This is a genomic window from Rhodoluna lacicola, assembly GCF_000699505.1.
GTDB lineage: Bacteria > Actinomycetota > Actinomycetes > Actinomycetales > Microbacteriaceae > Rhodoluna > Rhodoluna lacicola.
The window spans coordinates 990,341-1,009,814 of record NZ_CP007490.1 but is presented as its reverse complement, the minus strand read 5'-3'; the positions used below and the strand labels follow the sequence as shown (position 1 = coordinate 1,009,814).

Here is a 19,474-nt window from a genome sequence, read left to right as displayed (position 1 = left end):
CCTCTAGTTTATTTGAGCCAGCACTTGTCGACGAGCCCGGTAACGCCCAGTTCGGTCGTATTCACGAAGGTTTCGAATTCACCCGATGCAGTCACCTCGACCTCTTTGTAGCCCACAACGGCATAGCCCTGATTTAGCGCCTGAATAGCGCATATAGCGGGCCCAGAGGGGCTTTCCACGCTGTAGCGCACCGATGTTTGCCCGGCGTCGATAACCTCGTAGCCAATCACCTGAGACTTCACGGCCGTGCTGCCGTCAATGGTCACCCAGATTGCCCAAGCCAGGAACAGTGTGATCAAAGTCACCGCAAGCGCGATGATTCGATTACGGCTAGCTTTGCCACCGCTTGGGGTTTTGCCGTAGCGGGTGGCCAAAAGTTCAGATTCAGAGGTCATTACCTTTAAGGCTACATACTTAACTCATGCAAACTTTGATTTCAGCACTGCTGGCCGCCACTCCAACTCCATCGCCATCCGTAGACCCGGCAAACACCTTTTACAGCCCGGGCACCATCGGCTTTATTGCCACCTTCGGCATGGCTGCGGGCGCCGTATTTCTGATCTTTGATCTAGTTCGCCGAGTTCGCCGAGTTCGTTATCGGGCAGAGATTCAAGCCAAGTTAGACGCCGAAGCTGCCGGCAGCGGGACTGAGAGCAATAAGTAGCGCAGCGGTCCAGTGGCACATGAATGCCAAAACCGTGAACGAGTGGAAAATCTCGTGAAAGCCAAACACTCCCGGAATGGGATTTGGTTTCTTGAGTGCGTAAACCACCGCGCCAAGTGTGTAGCAAAGTCCGCCGACCAAAATCAAAATCATCATTGGTGCGTTGGCGTTCATGAAATCAACCACGTAGACGAAGGCTCCCCAACCCATCGCGATGTAGATTGCAACGTAGAGCCAGCGTGGTGCATCTAGCCAAAAAACTCTGAAGCATATTCCAAGAATTGCCGAACCCCAAATGATTGACATCAGCAGGATTGCTTTTTCTTGAGGCAGAGCAAGCCAGGTGATGGGGGTGTAGCTGCCGGCGATCAGCAAGAAAATATTTGCGTGATCGATTCGCTTGAGCGTCACCTTTACTTTGGGGCTCCAATTGAATCGATGGTACAGAGCCGAATTACCGAAGAGTAAAAGCGAACTTGCGAAGAAAACGGCCGTTGCAATTTTGGCTGGAATGCCATTAGCCAGGACCACCAAAACTATGCCTCCGGCAATCACTAGAGGCAGTACACCGGTGTGAATCCAGCCGCGCCAGGTTGGTTTGACTTCTGGTGGGGTTTCGCGGAACCCTTCACTGATTGGCATGCTCACAAGGCAACTCTATTGCCCATCCTGAAGTAGCCTTAACCTGTGCGAAACCTGATTTACCGAATCTACGAGCGCTCCCTTGAGCGCGGGCTAGCCCCATCGGACCTGCCCAAGCACGTTGCGGTGATGTTGGATGGAAATCGCCGCTGGGCGGAACGTCGCCCGGGCGCAAATGCCGCCCACGGCCATGCTGCCGGCGCAAACAAGATTTTTGATTTCCTTGGTTGGTGCGATGAAATCGGCATCAAGGTTGTAACCCTCTACATGCTCTCCACCGACAACCTCGCTAAGCGAGAGTCCAAAGAGCTCGCTGACTTGCTAAAAATTATTGGCTCCGTCGCGACCGAGATGGCTAAGCGCAAGCGTTGGAAGATTCGCCTAGTCGGCGACAGGGCCTCACTACCCGGTGAATTGTTGGCCGAATTAGAAAGCGCCGAGACCGCCACTGCAAAATTAAATAAGCCGGAGGTCAATTTGGCTGTTGGCTACGGCGGTCGCAAAGAAATTGCCGATGCCATGCGCTCCATCTTGAAGAAACACTCCGATGAGGGCACCACTATCGAACAGCTTGCCGAGCTGCTGGACCCTGATCTAATTACCGAGCACCTTTACACCGGGGGCCAGCCTGATCCAGATCTAATTATTCGAACCTCGGGTGAGCAGCGGCTATCGGGATTTCTGCTTTGGCAAAGCTCAAACTCCGAGCTCTACTTTGAGGAAGCACTCTGGCCGGACTTTCGCAAGGTTGATTTTTTGCGAGCCATCCGTGCCTTCGAATCAAGGCACCGCCGGTTTGGCGCCTAGCTTCGCAAACTTGCTGGGGATTGAGGGCGCAGCTGTGCGGGCGCCCGGGGTGCAAAAGTTAACAACAGATAACGAACACGAATTCGGGCGTGTCTTACCCTCAAGTTGAGATTTAGCAGGCGTAGTTTTGGCTCAAGCTGAAACAAAGGAGCCTAGGTGCCTAAGTCAACAACTACTGCGTCAGTTTCAACCGCAAAGACTTCGGCAAAAAAACCACCCAGGGCTTCAATTGGTACCAAGACGTATGTCCTCGACACATCGGTGTTGCTTTCAGATCCACGTGCAATCTTCAAGTTCAAGGAACAAGAAGTTGTTATTCCAATCATCGTGATCAATGAGCTCGAAAAAAAGCGCCACGACCCAGAGATTGGCTACTACGCTCGTCAGGCGCTTCGTCACCTGGATGACCTAAGAATCGAACACGAGCGGCTTGATTTTCCAATGGAAGTTGGCGATGGCGGTCTGCTGCGTGTCGAGCTAAACCACATTGACCAGACCACGCTGCCAAAGGGTTTTCAATTGGGCGACAACGACAGTCGAATTCTTGCCGTTGCCTTCAACCTGGCTAGTGAGGGACGCGACGTGACCCTGGTAACCAAGGACCTTCCGCTGCGCGTCAAGGCGTCAGCGCTTGGTATGGCCGCAGACGAGTATCGCAACGACAATGCCGTTGATTCAGGTTGGACCGGAATCGCCGAGCTGGCGCTTTCGGCCGATGAGATGTCTGATCTATACGACACTGAGTTAATCAAGCACAAAGATGTTGCGGCGATGCCAATCAACACCGGTCTGGTGATTAGTTCCGAGCGCGGTCACGCACTTGGCCGTGTTGAAAAGGGCGGCAAGGTCAAGTTGGTTCGCGGCGATCGCGATGTCTTTGGCGTGCACGGGCGCTCAGCCGAACAGCGCTTGGCTATCGATGTTTTGCTAGATCCTGAGATCGGAATCGTTTCACTTGGCGGCCGTGCCGGAACCGGTAAGTCTGCAATGGCCCTGCTTGCGGCACTTGAGGCGGTGCTAGAGCGTCGTCAGCACAAAAAGATTATTGTGTTCCGCCCAATCTTTGCCGTGGGTGGGCAAGAGCTCGGCTACCTACCCGGAAGCGAGAGTGAAAAAATGAACCCATGGGGCCAGGCAATTTTTGACACCCTGGGCCCCTTGGTTTCAAAAGAAGTTATCGACCACATCGTTGACCGCGGCCTGCTAGAGATTTTGCCGCTGACTCACATACGCGGCCGTTCGCTGCACGATGCCTTTGTCATCGTTGATGAAGCGCAGTCGCTTGAGCGCAACACCCTGTTGACCGTGCTTTCTAGAATTGGTCAAAATGCCAAGGTGGTGCTAACTCACGATGTAGCCCAGCGTGACAACCTAAGAGTTGGCCGTCACGACGGTGTTGCGGCGGTAATTGAATCGCTAAAGAACCACGAACTTTTTGCCCACATAACCCTGCAGCGCTCAGAACGCTCGGCAATTGCGGCACTGGTTACTGATCTGCTCGACAACTAGTCATTCCTGCGGCCGCGGGTATAGCATGTTGTCATGAATTTTGAACAGGCAGATCCAGCGATCAAGAAACTAATCGCGGACTATTTTGAAGTCCTTCACTTCCAGGATATGGACCTTTTCGACAAGGTCTTTCACAAGAACTGCGTCCTTTACTCGGCGCAGGGTGGCGAACTAAATATTCGACCATACGATGTCTATCGCGAGGCCGTTGCCAATCGAACCTCACCTGCCGAGTTGGGCAACACCCGACGCGACAAGGTGCTGATGTTTGACCAGATCTCACCAACCTTGGCTTTGGTAAAGCCGCAGCTAGAGATGTTTGGCGGGGTCATGCAGGACTACCTAAATATCGTGTTTCTTGATGGCCAGTGGTGGGTCATGGCCAAGATGTGGGAAAAGGTCGGCGACGCCGAATAACAATCAATCCCTGTTGATAACACCGATAGGGGTTTCACGTGTTCCATAGCCTTGGGCTATGAATCCTGAATCCCTTCTGTCTATTGCGCTAGCTTCGGCCGGTGCGATTTACCTGGTGTCGGTTGCCTGGCCTTTATCGCGGATCGACATCGCCGAACACCGATTACCCAATCGCTTGGTGCTGCCGGCATTTCCGATTTCGATAGTTGGGCAACTTGCCGGCTCTGCACTTAGCGATCAGTGGTTGAACCTGGCCGTGGCCGCAGTGGCCGGCGCAACCGCATTCGTTATTGGTTTGGCTGCAAATCGTTGGGCCTCGCTCGGCATGGGTGATGTAAAACTAATCAGCGCGATTGCGCTAGCGATGGGCTGGTTCAGTTTTATGGGGCCACTACTGGCGGTTGCCTTGGCATTCATCATCGCTAGTTTGGTGGTTTTGGTTTTGATTGGGCTAGGCAGGTCAAGTCTCAAAAGCAGCATTGCCCTCGGCCCCTATTTGCTCGTTGGTTTTGTACTGACCCAAATGCTGATTTGGTCCACGTATCTTGGTGGCTTCTCACCAAACTTCTTTATGTAGAGTCTTCGGCCGGAAAGGTACCGCGTTAATTCAAGGTGCGCGGCCCGGGCATCTTTTTTATTTAGGTAAGTTTCTTGTAATTCCCAGAGGCGCTTTGCCCACGCATCGGAATGTGCGTCATCCTTGGGAAGGTGGGCAATCTCATGCAACATTGTGTCTTTATCAAAATGGCAAAGCATCATGGTGTCGGTGTCTTTATCGACCCAGGCCATTGAATGCCTTGGGGAGCGGCTTACGCCCAGGTGTGAGTGAATGCGAACCCAATTCAATTTCCACTTTCTATCGTCCAACACCTGATCAAGTAGTAACAAAGTGGGCTTCCAGAGCGGCCAAGCCTCGTTCTGAAAACCTGGCACTGGCCTAACCTCAAAAGAAAGGCGAGTCGCCCAGAGAGGAACCTCTCGCCAGCGCCCGCCAATCTTTGCAGTTATTAGTTTTGACATTTCAATCCCAAATTACTTGGGTCAAGGTTGTGTGATTGGAATTACAAACCAGGGCTGGTCATCGAAAGCACGTCTAGCGCTTTGTCAAGTTGTTCCATGGTTATCTTTTCGCCATCCACATAGCCAAGCTCAATGGTTGCTTCTCTAACGGTGATGCTCTTGGCCACCGAGTGCTTTGCAATCTTGGCCGCGGCTTCATAACCGATGTACTTATTTAGCGGAGTAACAATTGACGGACTTGATTCGGCAAGGGCACGTGCGCGCTCCTCATTTGCCTCTAGTCCCTTGATGGTCTTGTCGGCAAGAAGGCGAAGTGAGTTTGAGAGCAAACGGATTGATTCCAGTAAAGCGTTGCCCATCACTGGAATTGCTACGTTGAGCTCAAAGTTTCCGGTTGCCCCGGCCCATGCCACCGTTGCGTCATTTCCAATAACTCGAGCGCAGACCATCATCACCGCTTCAGGAATTACCGGATTTACCTTGCCCGGCATGATTGAGGAGCCTGGCTGCAGGTCAGGAATGCTCAGTTCGCCAAGTCCAGCGTTTGGGCCTGAACCCATCCAGCGCAGGTCATTGTTGATCTTGGTTAGTGAGACAGCAAGCACACGTAAAGCTCCCGATGCCTCGACTAGGCCGTCGCGAGCTCCCTGCGCTTCAAAGTGGTCGCGAGCTTCGGTGATCGGCAACTTGGTTTCATCTGCAAGCAGACGAATTACTTCTTGCGGGAATCCCTTTGGGGTATTGATTCCGGTGCCAACCGCGGTGCCACCAAGCGGAACCTCAGCTGTGCGGCCAATGGTTGATTGAACTCGCTCAATCGCATAGCGAATCTGTGCCGCGTAGCCGCCGAATTCCTGCCCCAGTGTTACCGGAGTAGCGTCCATCAGGTGAGTGCGGCCAGCCTTAACCACGCTCTTCCAAAGCTCCCGCTTTTCTTCAAGCGCTTTGGCTAGGTAGTCAAGTGATGGCAGTAAGTCGTTAATCAGCGCTGCCGTCACGGCAACGTGAACGGAGGTAGGGAAAACGTCGTTTGATGACTGTGATGCGTTTACGTGGTCATTAGGGTGAACGTCTTTTCCAAGGCCTTTGGTTGCCAAGGTTGCAAGGACCTCGTTCATATTCATGTTTGATGAAGTTCCCGACCCGGTCTGAAAAATATCCACTGGGAATTCGGCGTCGTGCTTTCCCTGGATAACTTCGTCGGCTGCTGCGGCAATCGCCTTGGCAATCTCGCCATCTAGAACACCAAGCTTGGCATTCGCCTGGGCTGCGGCTTTTTTGATTTGAGCCAGGGCAGCAATGTGGGCACGCTCAAGAGTGGTGCCCGATATAGGGAAGTTCTCGACGGCACGCTGAGTCTGTGCGCGGTAGAGAGCGTTAACTGGAACCTTTACTTCACCCATGGTGTCGTGTTCAATGCGGTATTCCACTGATTGGCCTTTCGTTGCCTCTATTTACTTAATGTCACCAACAATGACGATTGGGTGAATCTCGCCGAGTGCAAGTTTGTAATTTGCGCCCACAACGGCAAGTTTCCCAGCCTTCACTGCATCAGAAATAAGTTTGCTTCGTGTTAGAAGTTCGTTGATTGTGTCTTGAACGTGGAGTTCGGTGATGTCATCAATCTCGAACTTGCCAGCCTGATTGGCGGCAGTAACGGTTGGACGAATCCGGTCAACAAGATTGTGAATAAATTCACCCTCGGATCTCAACGTCCCCTCGGTTGCATCGATGGTTGCACGAATAGCACCGCACTCATCGTGGCCAAGCACCAAAATCAGTGGCACACCTAAGACCTCAACTGATAATTCGAGCGAACCAATAATCGTCTCGGCGATTACCTGGCCGGCATTACGAACCACAAATAGATCGCCAAGTCCCACGTCAAAAATGATTTCAGCCGAAAGACGAGAATCGGCACAGCCGAACACCGCAGCAAATGGTTTTTGCTTGGCAGCAAGAGCTTCTCTGCGTTCGATATCTTGGCGAGGGTGGGCGGGAGCTCCGGTGACAAAACGATTGTTTCCGCGCACTAGCGCATCCCAAGCCGCCTGTGGGCTTTCATGGCGAATGGAGGTTGTCATTTATCAATCTCCTGCTCAAGAAGTTTTGCGAATTCATCCAATTCAGCTTCGGTCGCGGTTGATCTCATCGCGATAAAGTTGCCATCTTTTTCAAGTGTCCAAAGATGCGGGTCAGCATCGGTGTTTTGGCCCGGTTTCCACTTGGTCCAGGTGGTGTTTTTTGCAGTTGACTCTGTGTTCGTCTCAAAGTTCACAGTTTGCAAGGCAACCCAAGTTGGATTAACGGCAAATCCCTGAGTTACCCCGATGTACTGATTATCAGGACCTACGAAACCAACCTTCCAGACCTTGACCCCATCGGCGGCAGTTTCGTTCCACTTGGCTTGGTTGGCCCACCATCCTTCGGGAAGTGCCGGGGTTGCCACATCGAGTTTGCTGGAGGCTTCGGCTGCAGCCGCGGCGGCAACATAGTCCACCGGCTTGATCCGGTTACTGTCATCGCGAGGCACAGCTAGAACTGTGACCACCACAATTCCCAGGCAGGCAATCAAAGAGAGGATTAGGTTTACAACCGTTTGATTGGCACGGTGTTTTGCGGCACTGTCTTCAGGATCTGGCCGTTGCGAATCTTGACCGCTGTTGATGGCGCTCACGACTTGGCCTTCTTTTTGGCAACTGCTTCGTCTAGACGCTTGCGAGCACCGGTCAACCAGTTTTCACACTGCGCAGCAAGGGCCTCGCCTCGCTCCCAAAGTGCCAAAGATTCCTCAAGAGTTACAGAGCCTTGCTCTAACTCGGCGACAACCTTGACCAGCTCATCCCGAGCGGCTTCATAGCTCAATTTGGCTACGTCAGAGTTGGTCTTGTCAGTCATTATTTCTCCAGTCTATTTGGCTATTCGGCTACCGCGCCCAGCTCACCCTTGGCTAGGCGAAGCTTAAGCCGCTGGCCCTTCTTAATCTGGTTCGGATCAGAAATCACGTGGCCATTAAGGTCCCTGACCACCGAGTATCCGCGGTCCAGAGTTGATTGCGGTGAGAGGCTGCGAACCTGCTGGCGCAGGTGTCCTATCTGCATGGCCTCCCTGCTGAGGGTTTGATCTAGCCGAGACCGCATCTGGTCAACCGCTCGTTCCACATCCGCCTCGTGAGCCTCGATGAATGTGTAAGGATTAGCCAAAATTGGGCGACTTCGAATCTGCTCAATCATGCCCAGCTGATTTGCTACAAATGTGTCCACTCGCATAAACAGGCGCTGACGCAGTTGTTCGAGTTTATGTTTCTCTTCAGCTACATCGGGAACCACACGCTTTGCTGCATCTGTTGGTGTGGATGCTCTTAGATCGGCAACGTCATCAAGCACTGGTCGGTCATTCTCGTGACCGATCGCAGAAACGATTGGGGTTTTGGCACTTGCTGCCGCGCGAACCAAAGCTTCATCGCTAAACACCATCAAGTCCAAGAATGATCCACCGCCGCGAGCGATAATAATTACGTCAACCTCAGGGTCTTCATCGAGGGTCTTAATTGCATTAATGATTTCAGGAGCAGCTTTGTCACCCTGAACGAGAGTGTGCATGATCCTGAATTGCACATCGGGCCAGCGAAGCTTGGCATTTTGCAATACGTCTTTCTCGGCATCCGAATCTTTACCCGTGATTAGGCCAATTTTGTTTGGTAAAAACGGCAGCGGCTGCTTGCGGTCCACAGAGGTGAGTCCCTCTTTGGTCAGTTGCGCACGAAGTCGCTCAATTCGCTCAAGCAGTTCACCCAGGCCAACTTTTCGCATTTCGATGACCTGCATCGTAAGTTTTCCGCCTTTTGGCCAAAAGGCTGGCTTGATCAGGGCAAGAACTCGGTCACCCTGTTTTAGATCATTTGGAATCTTGGAAACATTCCACGAGTGAATGGAAACGCTGTTTTCGATCTGCAGGTCACGCAGCTCGCCAAACATATTGGAAGCACCGATTTTGATGGAGGCTAGTTCTCCCTCAATCCACAAGACGCCTAGTCGCTCGATCCATTCCTTCAGGGTCAGCGAAAGTCGCGATACTGGCCAAGGGGAGAGCTCTGAACTTACTTTGGAGGCGCCAGCGAGTTCTTCTTCGCTCATTTGGGCCTCCTGCAGTCAGCCACCACAATCCACCAATGACCCGCTTATCATTGAGGGGTGACTGACATCAAGAATACCGCTGGCAAGAAGGTGCTGCTGGCCTCCCCGCGAGGGTACTGCGCCGGCGTCGACCGAGCGGTAATTGCCGTGGAAAAGGCCCTGGATCACTACGGTTCACCGGTTTATGTTCGCAAGCAGATCGTGCACAACAAGCACGTGGTCTCGTCGCTTGAAGCCCGCGGGGCGATCTTTGTCGAGGAAGTTGATGAGGTCCCACCAGGCTCTGTGCTGGTTTTCTCTGCCCATGGGGTTTCTCCGGCAGTAGTCGCAGCGGCTGCCGAGCGCGGTCTCAATACGATCGATGCCACCTGTCCGCTGGTCACCAAGGTACACCGCGAGGTCCAACGCTTTGCTGCGGAAGATTACGACATCCTGCTAATCGGTCACGAGGGGCACGAAGAGGTTGAGGGCACAGCCGGAGAGGCACCGCACGCTGTGCAGATCATTGATAAAGATGACAGCATCGCCGCCGCCAAGGTTCGTGATCCAAAGAAGCTGATTTGGCTTTCCCAGACCACGCTGTCGGTTGATGAAACGATGGAAACGGTCCTCAAACTTCGCGAGAAGCACCCAACTTTGCAAAATCCGCCGAGTGATGACATCTGCTACGCAACCCAAAACCGTCAGGTCGCCATCAAAAAGGTTGGCGCGCAATCTGATCTAGTCATCGTGGTAGGTTCGGCGAACTCTTCTAATACCGTTCGATTGGTTGAAGTTGCTCTAGATGCTGGGGCAAAGGCGTCGCACCGCGTAGATTTCGCCAGTGAAATTAAAGAAGAGTGGTTCGAAGGTGTTGAGACCGTTGGCGTCTCTTCTGGAGCATCTGTTCCAGAGGAACTAGTTGATGAGGTTCTTGAGTACTTGGCAAATCGCGGCTACGGAGATGTTCGCACGGTTCAAACTGCCGAAGAGGACATCCAATTCTCACTGCCAGCCGAGTTGCGCAAAGAATTAAAAGCCGCCGGTCACGAAACCAGCAACAAGGCAAAGCGCGATTAATAGGCGCTCTCTAGAACTTTCTAAATTTCTTGACTGAAATTTATTTTCCGAAATCGGTTTGCTTGTGCGGGCGACCTTCACGAGTGTAAGTCGTCCAAATCCCGGTTTGTTTTCCTGAAATAAAATTCCCCGAGCGCATCAAGCTGCCGTCTTTTCTATAGAACTCCCAGTAGCCGTGCATTTCCCCGTTTAGGTATTCGCCTTTAAAACGAGGAAGCCCGTTGTCATACAACGGGCTTCTCTCAGTCATGAGACTAAATTATTTTTGGTTTTGCTTTACAGACTCATTGACTTTCCGGCTGAGCCAAGTTCTTGGGCTGCCTCAACCACGCGTGCAGACATGCCAGCTTCAGCCGCCTTGCCCCAGGCGCGTGGGTCATAAACCTTTTTGTTTCCTACTTCACCATCAACCTTTAGGACTCCGTCGTAGTTCTTCATCATCCAATCAGCGATCGGGCGAGTGAATGCGTACTGAAGATCGGTGTCAATGTTCATCTTGATCACACCGTGACGCACTGCTTCAGAGATTTCTTCCGGAGTAGAACCAGAACCACCGTGGAAGACCAAGTCGAAAGGCTTGTCCTTGCCGTACTTTGCGCCAACTGCAGCTTGAATTTCACCTAGCAGCTCTGGACGCAGGTGCACGTTTCCTGGCTTGTATACGCCGTGCACGTTTCCAAAAGTTAGCGCCACCATGTAGCGGCCGTTTTCACCAAGGCCAAGTGCCTCGGCTGTAGCTAGACCGTCAGCAGGGGTGGTGTAGAGGTGTTCGTCGATCGCTCCTTCGACGCCGTCTTCTTCACCGCCAACTACGCCAACCTCAATTTCAAGAACCGCACCAATGCCGCTGGTTAGCTTTAGCATTTCCTGCGCGATTTGTAGGTTCTCGGCCATCGGTACTGCTGAACCATCCCACATGTGAGAGTTGAAAAGTGGGTCCTGACCTGCCTTGACGCGCTCTTGTGAAATTGCGATTAGCGGGCGAACTAACTTGTCTAGTTGATCTTTGGCGCAGTGGTCGGTGTGTAGCGCAATTGTGATGCCGTAGTTCTTGGCAACCTCGCGAGCAAACGCTGCCATTGCGGCAGCACCCGTTGCCATGTTCTTGACGGTTGGACCCGACCAGTAATCTCCACCACCGGTGGTTACCTGAATGATTCCGTCTGAACCTGCAGCCTGAAGACCGGCAAGTGCCGCATTCAACGTTTGTGAACTTGAAACGTTGATTGCAGGATATGCAAACCCCTGCTGCTTCGCGCGGTCAAGCATTTCTAGGTATTGATCAGGTGATGCAACAGGCATGGCTTATCTCCTAAGGCCGTCGGTGGATTACCTATGATGTTAGCAAGGAAGCGGGTTTGTTCGCTTCAGGAAAGGCCTGGATGCCCCTGCACAACGCCAATCGTCCAACCATGGATATTCTCTCTGCGACAGTTGCGGCAACTGCAGGCTGTTGGCACTTGGTTGGCGCCGAAGACAAACTTGCCGTGGATGGGGCTGCAGTTGATGCCATGCGCGAGGCACTCAGGGGAGCAGATTTTGGCGGCATCGTCGTAATCGGTGAGGGTGAAAAAGACGAGGCGCCCATGCTGTTCAACGGGGAGCTAATTGGTGGTGGCCAACCCGTTGAGTGGGATATTGCGGTTGACCCGGTGGACGGCACAGCTTTGGCAGCAGCTGGTACACCCGGCGCTGTGGCGGTAATGGCAGCGGCCGAGCGCGGAGCGATGCTTGAGGCCAAAGAGGTTTACTTCATGCAGAAGATCGTAAGTGGCAGCGCGGGCCGCGGCGTCTTGGATCTTGATTTATCAGCCACAGAAAACATCAACCGTCTTGCAACTGCGCTGGAAAAACCGGTCACCGATATTCGTGTTGCCGTGATCAACAAAGAGCGAAACTTTGACTTGATCAAAGAGGTTGAAGCTACCGGTGCAACCTGGGTGAGTTTTGACGAGGGTGACATTGCCATGGCTGTTGCCGCTGCCGTACCCGGCACCGGAGTTGATCTGCTGCTGGGCCTTGGCGGCTCGCCAGAGGGCGTGGCCACAGCGGTTGCCATTCAAATTCTTGGTGGCTTCATGCAAACTAGATTTGCTCCGCAAGACCCGGATCAAATTGAGCGTGCTCTGGCGGCAAATTATGACATCGAGCGCAAGTTTGAACTTGAGGAACTTGTTTCGGGTGAGCGATTTATTTTTGTTCTCACAGGAATCACCGACGGAATTTTGGCCAATGGTGTTCGCGAAAATGAAGATGATTTAGAAATTCAAAGCTTAGTCTTGGACAGCAACATCGGCGAAGGTCTAGTCGTTGACGTTCGCGTTCCTAAGCACTGACTTAGGAACTGAGACCTAAGAATCTAGGAATCTAGACGCGTGCTGGTTCGGCCAGCGGAATTGCGCGGTCAGGGTTTTCAATCAGGAAAACCTCTGGCATGCCGTCTAGGTTTTGAAGACCAGATGTTGGTTGCTGAACTGCAACCGCACCCCATTGAACCGCGGCGCAAACACCCTTGGCAACGTCAAAGCCAACACCTGATTGCTCTTCGGCCTCCGGTTGAGTGTCTCCCGCAACGGCTGACAAGAAACCTGCAAGTGTTGCATCACCGGCACCAACTGTGTTGATTACCTTAATTTTTGAAGTCTTGGCATGCCAAGAGTGATTGTGCGTCACCGCGATCATGCCGTCGGCACCCAGGCTGGCCAAGACACACTCCACGCCGTTTGCGCAAAGTTCGCGGGCCGCATCGATAACATCACCGTTAGTAAGAAGCGAGCGACCAACTGCCGAGGCAAGTTCCTCTGCGTTTGGCTTCATAATGCTTGCCGCACCCTGCTTAGCCCAGTAGCTCAGCGCTTCACCTGAGGTGTCAAGAGCTACGCGGCAACCAAGGGCTTTGGTGGCATCAAAAATTGGCTGAAGGTCAACAAATTTTCCAGTTGATTTATCAATTGGCAGTGCGCCGGCGATGACTAACCACTTGGCGTCATTCTCTTTGACAGTTTTGACCGTGAGGTCGATAACTGATTTCCAGTCCTCGGCGCTCAGTGGGCGAGGGGCTTCGTTCACCTTGGTGGTTGGACCGTCTTTGATAACCATTGTGGTTGAAACACGCAGGGTGCCATCTACCCAAAGTGGCACTAAAGATTCTGAGTGGCCAGTGCGCTTCAAAACGCTTGGGTCTGAATCGCCAATCGGAACAACGCCGGGGGCCGAAATGCCCACCAGGTTGAGACCCTTGGTTACGTTGATGCCTTTGCCGGCAAGTTCCTCGGCAACCCCATCTGCACGGTTCACTCCACCTTCTACAAGGTCGTGAACATAGTAGGTACGGTCAAGGGTTGGTGCAGGAGTCAGCGTGACTACCGGTGACTTGCTTGACATGAAGGGGCTCCTAATTGAATGGGATTTAGGCCAACTTCATCGTCGCGCGCTGAAAAAGAGTATACCTAAAGGCTACTTTGTAAGCTCGCTAGCGGTCAGGCTCTGTGGCGCGGAATCCAACTCTTTAGGGGACTGAATTTCATCTGTTCCAAGGGCATTTTCATCTAAATCATTGAGTTTTCGGGCGGTGACCAAGACCCGGCTCTCAAGGCTGGAAACAAAGGTGTTGAAGTCCTTTACGGTGGCTGTAATTGAGCGGCCAAGCTTGTCTGCGTGCTCTGCCACCTTGCCAACTCGTTCGTAAAGCTCTTTGCCCAACTTGATCATGGTGCGCACCTGGGTCTCGTCGACGTTTTGACGCCAGATGTAGTTGATGGTCTTCAGCACTGAGAAAAGGCTTACCGGCGAGGCCAGTGCCACGTTTTTCTTGAAGGCATATTCCAGCAAAGCAGGATCGGCATCTAAAGCTGCTGACAAAAGCGATTCGCTGGGCACGAAGGCAATCACAAAATCTGGCGAAGCATTTAGCCCGGTCCAGTAGGACTTTGATGACAGCGCATCTACGTGACCCTTGACCGCCTTGACGTGCTCTTCAATTAGGCGGTTGCGGCGGGCTAGTTCTTCGCCGCTCGCCAAATCTGAAATTGTGGATGCTTCTTGATAGGAGTTAAAAGGCACCTTGGAGTCAATTGCCAATGACTTTCCACCCGGAAGATTAATCACCATATCGGCACGGCCGGAACCGGTATCGGTGCTGAAACTGGCCTGCTCACTAAAATCGGCGTGCTTGATGAGTCCGGCAAGTTCCACCAGCTTTCGCAACTGGGTCTCACCCCAGACGCCGCGAATGTTATTTGACGAGAGCGCCTGAGATAACGCTTGGGTTTGTTTTCGCAGCGCCGCGTCAGAATCAATGGCGTTCTTGAGTTGCTCCTGAATGGTGCCAAATTGCTCTGTGCGATCTTTCTCTAGGCGAGTGACCACCTGCTGCATTTGCTCAAGGTGGAAACGCACCGGGGCGATTGCCTCAAGCAATTTATTCTCTTGACCAGCTTTGTCACTGGCTTGGGCAGTTTGCTGCTGCACAAAATTCTGCATTTCAATTGCCGCCCGAGCTCTGGCACGAGAGTCGGCGATGAAATAACCCAGCACAGCTCCAAGCAGTAGGCCAATGCCAAGTCCGGCAGCTATCAAAGCAAAAGTTTCCATGAGCCGAGTATCCCACTGGCCACTGACTTTTTAGGTTATGCCACTTGCACTTGAATCAGTGGCTTGAGCTTTTGCTTGGTGGCTTTTAGCAGCTCGTCCAAATCATCGGCCCCGTGGCGATCGGCGGCATGCAATATGATTCGCGCGCAAGCATCGCTATCGGCAAGTGCGTCATGGTGATTGAACTCCTCGTGACCAACCGCGTAAGCCACCGAGTTCAAGCGGTACGACTCTAGGTTGTAGGTTTTACGCGAAATCGCCAGCGAGCAGGCGTATTGCAGCGCTGGCAAGTCCACACCGATGTGCGCCGCGGTGGAACGCAGTACCCCCATGTCGAAAGGGGCATTGTGCGCAATCAAAGTATCGGCGCCAATAAAGCCCAGCATCAAAGCAAGCGCCTCGGCGGCAGTTGCAGCACCATCCACATCGCTGGGGCGAATGCCATGCACCTTGATGTTGCCGGCGTGAAACCAATCGTGAGGAACCGGTGGCTGAATGAGAAAGGCCAAGCTTTCAGCAATCTTGCCATCGCGAACCCGCACCAGCCCAACTGCGCAGGGACTAGCCGGAGAGCCGTTAGCGGTCTCAAAGTCGATAGCGGTGAAGTCAATGGGCACGCGCCCAGTCTAGACTTGACCCTCGTGGCTCTAACAATCGGAATCGTGGGACTACCTAACGTAGGTAAGTCGACCCTCTTTAATGCACTCACCAAAAACAACGTTCTAGCGGCGAACTACCCGTTTGCGACTATCGAACCAAATGTTGGCGTGGTGAACCTTCCAGATCCTCGTCTGCAAAAACTTGCTGATCTATACGGTTCTGAGCGCATCCTTCCGGCCCCGGTGTCATTCGTTGACATTGCCGGAATCGTGCGCGGTGCATCCGTTGGTGAAGGCCTTGGCAACAAGTTCCTAGCCAACATTCGCGAGGCAGACGCAATCGCTCAGGTCGTGCGCGGTTTTGTTGACAGTGACGTAGTGCACGTTGACGGCAAGGTAGATGCCGCGAGTGACATAGAGACCATCAACACCGAGCTAATCCTTGCTGACATGGAAACCCTTGAAAAGGCGCGCCCGCGCATTGAAAAAGAGGTCAAGGGCAAGAAAATGGAACCGGCTGCGCTAGAAACTATTGATGCCGCGCTCGCCGTATTAAATGGCGGCAAGCCAATCTCTTCATCCGATGTTGACCTAACCCCAATCAAGGAACTGGGTCTGCTAACTGCCAAGCCAATCATTTACGTTTTCAACGTTGACGAATCAATCTTGACCGATGCCGCAAAGAAGAAAGCCCTGGCTGACTTGGTAGCTCCGGCCGAGGCGGTTTTCCTTGATGCCAAAGTTGAGTCAGAGCTGATTGATCTTTCTGCCGAAGAGGCAAATGAACTTCTGGCATCTCTTGGTCAGGACGAATCTGGTTTGGACCAACTGGCTCGAATCGGTTTTGACACCCTTGGTTTGCAAACCTATCTAACCGTTGGTCCCAAAGAGGCTAGGGCTTGGACCATCCACAAGGGCTGGACCGCACCACAGGCAGCTGGCGTAATTCACACCGATTTCCAGCGCGGATTCATCAAGGCCGAGATTGTTTCGTTTGACGACCTGATGGCGGCGGGAAACATGGCCGATGCTAAGGCAGCCGGAAAGGTGCGCATGGAAGGCAAGGACTACGTGATGAAAGATGGAGACGTAGTCGAATTCCGTTTCAACGTCTAAGGAAAGAAAAGTGGAACACAACGAACTTTATTTTGTCGAGCGAGAGTTTGATGCCAGCATCGATGAGCTTTGGAACGCCTGGACATCACCCCAGGCGCTTGAAAGCTGGTACAGCCCAACCATGCTGACTGTGGTTCCTGGCTCTGTCACCACTGAAAATCAAGTTGGTGGGCGCTGGGCAGTTGCAGTTGACGTGAGCGCAAACGGGTTCAACGCGTATTTCTGGGGCCGCTACAGCGAGTTTGAACCAAAAAAGAAAATGGTGCACACGCTTTCTTATAGTCAAGACGAACAGGAGTTCCTCGCTCGCGATGACAACGCACCCGCACACCTAATCGTGGTTGATTTTGAAGAACGCGGCAACAGGTCCTGGGTAAAGTTCACCCAATTTGGCGAGATGCCGGCTGAGCAGGCCGATGCCTCTCGCGAAGGCATGCAGAGTTACTTCGACAATCTGGAAATTTTTCTGGCCCGGTGAAAACTCAAAAGGTTTTTGAATGGCTTGGCGTAGCAACGGCCATCATTTACTCACTTTTAGTGGCATCCAATACCGGTCTTGAGTTCCTTGGTTTTGGATTACTACTTACCTCATCCGCGTTGATTGGCATCTGGGCTTATTTGGGAAAGCACAAAGGAATTTTACTTTTGCAGTTTTTCTATGCAACCGCAGGTGTCATTGGGATGATTAGGTGGCAATAGCTTTGACGGTTATTGACGATTACCTAAAAACAGTTTCGCCAGAGCAGCGCAAGCTACTAGAGGAAGTCCGCCAAGAAATGCGCAGGCTGCTGCCCGATGCCGAAGAGGCAATCAGTTATGGGCTGCCTTGCTTCAAGGTGCCCGGTGGGGTAGTTGGCGGTTTTGCTGCCAACAAAAATTTCTGCAGTTATTACCCGTTCTCTGGCACAACTCTTGGAGCATTGAAGTCCGATTTGGCTAACTACTCGCAAACCCTGAGTGCGCTCCATTTCACCAATGAAAAACCGCTCACCAAAAAGATCATCAAGCTCTTGGTTGCACACCGACTCAAGCAAATTTCCGAGGGTTATGGAAAGAAAAGACCAAATAGGTCATTTACAGCCAATCCACAGGGTATTTACCTCTTTGGCCCGTAGTCTTAGGACATGACCGTTTTAGTCGGCCGACAGACGGTCTCTCAATTCACTGAAATCTTGAACCGCGTTAGAAACGCTGGACTACTTCACAAGAAGCCAAGTTTTTACGTTATTCGCCTGATCGGCATTTCTGTAATCGCATCTGGACTTTGGGTAGCCGGGGGCTTCCTTGGGCAAATGGTCGCTCAGCACTGGGCTTGGATATTTGGCGCATTTCTAATCGTTGGCCTGCTTGGTGTTATGGCAGCACAGTACGGATTTATCGCTCATGAAGCTGCCCATCGTCAAATTTTTAAGAGCAATAAGGCAAACGATTGGGCTGGATTAATCCTGGCAAATCTATTTGCTGGCTTGAGCTACGGCTTCTGGTTGCGTAAGCACAACAAACATCACCAGAAGCCAAATCAAATTGGCGAGGACCCAGATATCGCCATTCGCGTTTTGAGTTTCACTGTTGAATCACGCGATGAGAAAAAAGGTGTCGAGCGTTGGTTCTCAAATCGCCAGGGTTTTCTATTTCCGCTGCTTCTTTTGTTCACCGGATTTGATCTACTGCTGGACAGCCTTGCCAGTTTGAAACGCAAAGACCGAAAGATTGGCACCAGATCGCTTGAGTTTGGTTTGATGTTGGTTCGCCAAACCGGTCCATACATTGTGCTGACTCTAATGTTTGGCTGGGCCTGGGCGATTGCCCTGTGGTTCTTTATGATGCTTATGTTTGGCTTCTTTATGGGTGCGGCCTTCGCGCCAAATCACAAGGGAATGCCGCTGGTAGCAAAAGATTCAAAAATTGATTTCTTTCAGCGGCAGGTGCTAACCAGCCGAAATATTCGCGGTTCCTGGCTGACCGACAACCTTATGGGCGGCTTAAATTACCAGGTAGAGCATCACCTGTTTCCGTCAATGGCCCGCCCGAACCTAGCCAAGGCTCACAAGATCGTTGTTGAGTACTGCAAAGAAAATGCAATCCCATTGGTTGAGATGAATCTGCTCTCCAGTTACATGGTGGTCATGCGTTATCTAAACGATGTTGGACTGAGTAAAAACTCAGATCCATTTGTCTGCCCAATGGTGGCCACGCTTCGGCCACGTAGCTAACACAAACGTGAGAAAACCCCCAAGCCAATGTTTGGGGGTTTCCTTAAAGCTTTAGTGATTGTTTAGCGATTGGCTACTTCTTGCACTGGCAAGCGCCGCCGCAGCAATCGGTCATTGAAATCTCTGTCATGTTTATCTCCTTCTGGGCCAGTGGTTATCTGGCTTCGCTTTCAGATTACGCCTACTTATACTGTTGTCAAGACAGTGCGTCTGCCTGTCAGTAAAGACACAGAAAGCACACCCGATGGACTTCTCACAAATCAACTGGCTTGCGGTATTTGTGGCATCAATCAGCTCTTTCGCCATTGGCGCAATATGGTTTGGCCCAAAGACTTTCTATCCAATTTGGATCAAAGCGCAGGGCCGCGAAGTTCCAACCAACGACGGAAAAACCACCGGGGCTGAAATGGCCCTGATGTTTGGCGGGGCCTATTTGGGTGCATTGGTCCAGGTAGCAACCCTGGCTGTAATTCTTGAGCTTGCAAAACTTGCCAACCCGGCACTTGGTGGGGCAGAGGGCGCATTCCTCGGTTTTGTATTTGGAGTGGGCCTGGGAGCATTCGCGTCGCTATCGCACCGATTCTTCGGGCAGGCGAACGGCAATCCCTACAGCGCCTTGAAGGTTTGGCTAATTGAAGTTGGTCAAGATGTTGTTTGCTTGACCATCGCAGGTTTGATTATTGGAGCTTGGCAGTAATT

The 19,474-nt window shown here is 52.2% G+C and carries 25 protein-coding genes; 13 read left to right on the top strand and 12 right to left on the bottom strand.

Going from position 1 to position 19,474, the window contains the following annotated elements:
* Window positions 1-8: 8 nt before the first annotated feature.
* Window positions 9-395 (bottom strand): DUF4307 domain-containing protein, encoded by a 387-nt coding sequence (locus tag RHOLA_RS04960; RefSeq protein ID WP_051636293.1) that lies wholly within the window; start codon window positions 393-395, stop codon window positions 9-11.
* A gap of 26 nt (window positions 396-421) precedes the next feature.
* On the opposite strand from RHOLA_RS04960, the gene RHOLA_RS04955 reads away from it, so the two are divergent.
* Window positions 422-664, top strand: coding sequence for a hypothetical protein (locus RHOLA_RS04955; RefSeq protein ID WP_038502817.1), 243 nt, complete (start codon window positions 422-424; stop codon window positions 662-664).
* Here the strand turns inward: RHOLA_RS04955 and trhA are convergent.
* Complete coding sequence (gene trhA, locus RHOLA_RS04950) at window positions 620-1,306, bottom strand: PAQR family membrane homeostasis protein TrhA (protein ID WP_038502814.1); 687 nt, start codon at window positions 1,304-1,306, stop codon at window positions 620-622. The genes RHOLA_RS04955 and trhA overlap by 45 nt on opposite strands.
* Before the next feature lie 45 nt (window positions 1,307-1,351).
* Here trhA and RHOLA_RS04945 point away from each other — a divergent pair, with 45 nt between their 5' ends.
* The 4 genes from RHOLA_RS04945 (at window position 1,352) to RHOLA_RS04930 (ending at window position 4,616) form a co-directional block, all read left to right on the top strand.
* Window positions 1,352-2,113, top strand: a complete 762-nt coding sequence (locus RHOLA_RS04945; protein ID WP_038502811.1) for an isoprenyl transferase — start codon at window positions 1,352-1,354, stop codon at window positions 2,111-2,113.
* A gap of 156 nt (window positions 2,114-2,269) precedes the next feature.
* Window positions 2,270-3,622, top strand: a complete 1,353-nt coding sequence (locus RHOLA_RS04940; RefSeq protein WP_038502810.1) for a PhoH family protein — start codon at window positions 2,270-2,272, stop codon at window positions 3,620-3,622.
* A gap of 33 nt (window positions 3,623-3,655) precedes the next feature.
* Window positions 3,656-4,039 (top strand): nuclear transport factor 2 family protein, encoded by a 384-nt coding sequence (locus tag RHOLA_RS04935; RefSeq protein ID WP_038502808.1) that lies wholly within the window; start codon window positions 3,656-3,658, stop codon window positions 4,037-4,039.
* A 58-nt stretch (window positions 4,040-4,097) separates the two neighbouring features.
* A complete protein-coding gene (locus RHOLA_RS04930; RefSeq protein ID WP_051636292.1) occupies window positions 4,098-4,616 on the top strand; it encodes a prepilin peptidase in 519 nt (172 codons plus the stop codon).
* A 484-nt stretch (window positions 4,617-5,100) separates the two neighbouring features.
* Here RHOLA_RS04930 and RHOLA_RS04925 read toward each other — a convergent pair whose 3' ends face one another.
* The 5 genes from RHOLA_RS04925 to xseA are packed head-to-tail and all read right to left on the bottom strand — an operon-like array spanning window position 5,101 to window position 9,195.
* The gene (locus RHOLA_RS04925; RefSeq protein ID WP_038502805.1) at window positions 5,101-6,489 is read right to left on the bottom strand and encodes a class II fumarate hydratase; all 1,389 of its coding nucleotides are present in this window, start codon (window positions 6,487-6,489) and stop codon (window positions 5,101-5,103) included.
* A 24-nt stretch (window positions 6,490-6,513) separates the two neighbouring features.
* Window positions 6,514-7,143, bottom strand: a complete 630-nt coding sequence (locus RHOLA_RS04920; protein WP_038502802.1) for a carbonic anhydrase — start codon at window positions 7,141-7,143, stop codon at window positions 6,514-6,516.
* Window positions 7,140-7,736, bottom strand: coding sequence for a DUF4245 family protein (locus tag RHOLA_RS04915; protein ID WP_051636291.1), 597 nt, complete (start codon window positions 7,734-7,736; stop codon window positions 7,140-7,142). Before RHOLA_RS04915 ends, RHOLA_RS04920 begins: the two co-directional genes overlap by 4 nt.
* Window positions 7,733-7,957 (bottom strand): exodeoxyribonuclease VII small subunit, encoded by a 225-nt coding sequence (locus RHOLA_RS04910; protein ID WP_038502799.1) that lies wholly within the window; start codon window positions 7,955-7,957, stop codon window positions 7,733-7,735. Before RHOLA_RS04910 ends, RHOLA_RS04915 begins: the two co-directional genes overlap by 4 nt.
* 20 nt (window positions 7,958-7,977) lie before the next feature.
* A complete protein-coding gene (gene xseA, locus RHOLA_RS04905) occupies window positions 7,978-9,195 on the bottom strand; it encodes an exodeoxyribonuclease VII large subunit (protein ID WP_051636290.1) in 1,218 nt (405 codons plus the stop codon).
* Between the two features lie 57 nt (window positions 9,196-9,252).
* Here xseA and RHOLA_RS04900 point away from each other — a divergent pair, with 57 nt between their 5' ends.
* Complete coding sequence (locus tag RHOLA_RS04900; RefSeq protein WP_038502797.1) at window positions 9,253-10,254, top strand: 4-hydroxy-3-methylbut-2-enyl diphosphate reductase; 1,002 nt, start codon at window positions 9,253-9,255, stop codon at window positions 10,252-10,254.
* Window positions 10,255-10,294: 40 nt separating this feature from the next.
* Here the strand turns inward: RHOLA_RS04900 and RHOLA_RS07240 are convergent, their stop codons facing one another.
* Window positions 10,295-10,504 carry a toxin-antitoxin system YwqK family antitoxin gene (locus RHOLA_RS07240; RefSeq protein WP_084321417.1) on the bottom strand — a complete coding sequence of 70 codons (210 nt, stop codon included), beginning with the start codon at window positions 10,502-10,504 and terminating at the stop codon, window positions 10,295-10,297.
* 26 nt (window positions 10,505-10,530) lie between these two features.
* Complete coding sequence (gene fbaA / locus RHOLA_RS04895) at window positions 10,531-11,556, bottom strand: class II fructose-bisphosphate aldolase (protein WP_038502795.1); 1,026 nt, start codon at window positions 11,554-11,556, stop codon at window positions 10,531-10,533.
* 56 nt (window positions 11,557-11,612) lie between these two features.
* Here fbaA and RHOLA_RS04890 point away from each other — a divergent pair, with 56 nt between their 5' ends.
* Window positions 11,613-12,590: a fructose-bisphosphatase class II family protein gene (locus RHOLA_RS04890; protein ID WP_084321415.1), complete on the top strand. Its 978-nt coding sequence runs from the start codon at window positions 11,613-11,615 to the stop codon at window positions 12,588-12,590.
* A gap of 31 nt (window positions 12,591-12,621) precedes the next feature.
* Here the strand turns inward: RHOLA_RS04890 and RHOLA_RS04885 are convergent, their stop codons facing one another.
* The 3 genes from RHOLA_RS04885 to RHOLA_RS04875 all read right to left on the bottom strand — a co-directional run bounded on the left by RHOLA_RS04885 (window position 12,622) and on the right by RHOLA_RS04875 (window position 15,464).
* Complete coding sequence (locus RHOLA_RS04885; protein WP_051636289.1) at window positions 12,622-13,638, bottom strand: 1-phosphofructokinase family hexose kinase; 1,017 nt, start codon at window positions 13,636-13,638, stop codon at window positions 12,622-12,624.
* Window positions 13,639-13,710: 72 nt separating this feature from the next.
* Window positions 13,711-14,847 carry a DNA recombination protein RmuC gene (locus RHOLA_RS04880; RefSeq protein ID WP_038502793.1) on the bottom strand — a complete coding sequence of 379 codons (1,137 nt, stop codon included), beginning with the start codon at window positions 14,845-14,847 and terminating at the stop codon, window positions 13,711-13,713.
* Window positions 14,848-14,882: 35 nt separating this feature from the next.
* Window positions 14,883-15,464 carry a 3'-5' exonuclease gene (locus RHOLA_RS04875; RefSeq protein ID WP_038502790.1) on the bottom strand — a complete coding sequence of 194 codons (582 nt, stop codon included), beginning with the start codon at window positions 15,462-15,464 and terminating at the stop codon, window positions 14,883-14,885.
* A gap of 24 nt (window positions 15,465-15,488) precedes the next feature.
* Between RHOLA_RS04875 and ychF the strand changes: the two genes are divergently transcribed.
* From ychF to RHOLA_RS04845, 6 genes are all read left to right on the top strand, one after another.
* Window positions 15,489-16,562, top strand: coding sequence for a redox-regulated ATPase YchF (gene ychF / locus RHOLA_RS04870; protein WP_038502788.1), 1,074 nt, complete (start codon window positions 15,489-15,491; stop codon window positions 16,560-16,562).
* 10 nt (window positions 16,563-16,572) lie between these two features.
* Window positions 16,573-17,040: an SRPBCC family protein gene (locus tag RHOLA_RS04865; RefSeq protein WP_038502786.1), complete on the top strand. Its 468-nt coding sequence runs from the start codon at window positions 16,573-16,575 to the stop codon at window positions 17,038-17,040.
* A complete protein-coding gene (locus RHOLA_RS04860; protein ID WP_038502783.1) occupies window positions 17,037-17,261 on the top strand; it encodes a hypothetical protein in 225 nt (74 codons plus the stop codon). The genes RHOLA_RS04865 and RHOLA_RS04860 overlap by 4 nt, the downstream gene beginning before the upstream one ends.
* Window positions 17,252-17,677 (top strand): iron chaperone, encoded by a 426-nt coding sequence (locus tag RHOLA_RS04855; RefSeq protein ID WP_051636288.1) that lies wholly within the window; start codon window positions 17,252-17,254, stop codon window positions 17,675-17,677. The genes RHOLA_RS04860 and RHOLA_RS04855 overlap by 10 nt, the downstream gene beginning before the upstream one ends.
* A gap of 9 nt (window positions 17,678-17,686) precedes the next feature.
* Window positions 17,687-18,775: a fatty acid desaturase family protein gene (locus RHOLA_RS04850; protein WP_038502782.1), complete on the top strand. Its 1,089-nt coding sequence runs from the start codon at window positions 17,687-17,689 to the stop codon at window positions 18,773-18,775.
* Between the two features lie 244 nt (window positions 18,776-19,019).
* Window positions 19,020-19,472: a DUF1761 domain-containing protein gene (locus RHOLA_RS04845; RefSeq protein WP_038502779.1), complete on the top strand. Its 453-nt coding sequence runs from the start codon at window positions 19,020-19,022 to the stop codon at window positions 19,470-19,472.
* Window positions 19,473-19,474 lie beyond the last annotated feature (2 nt).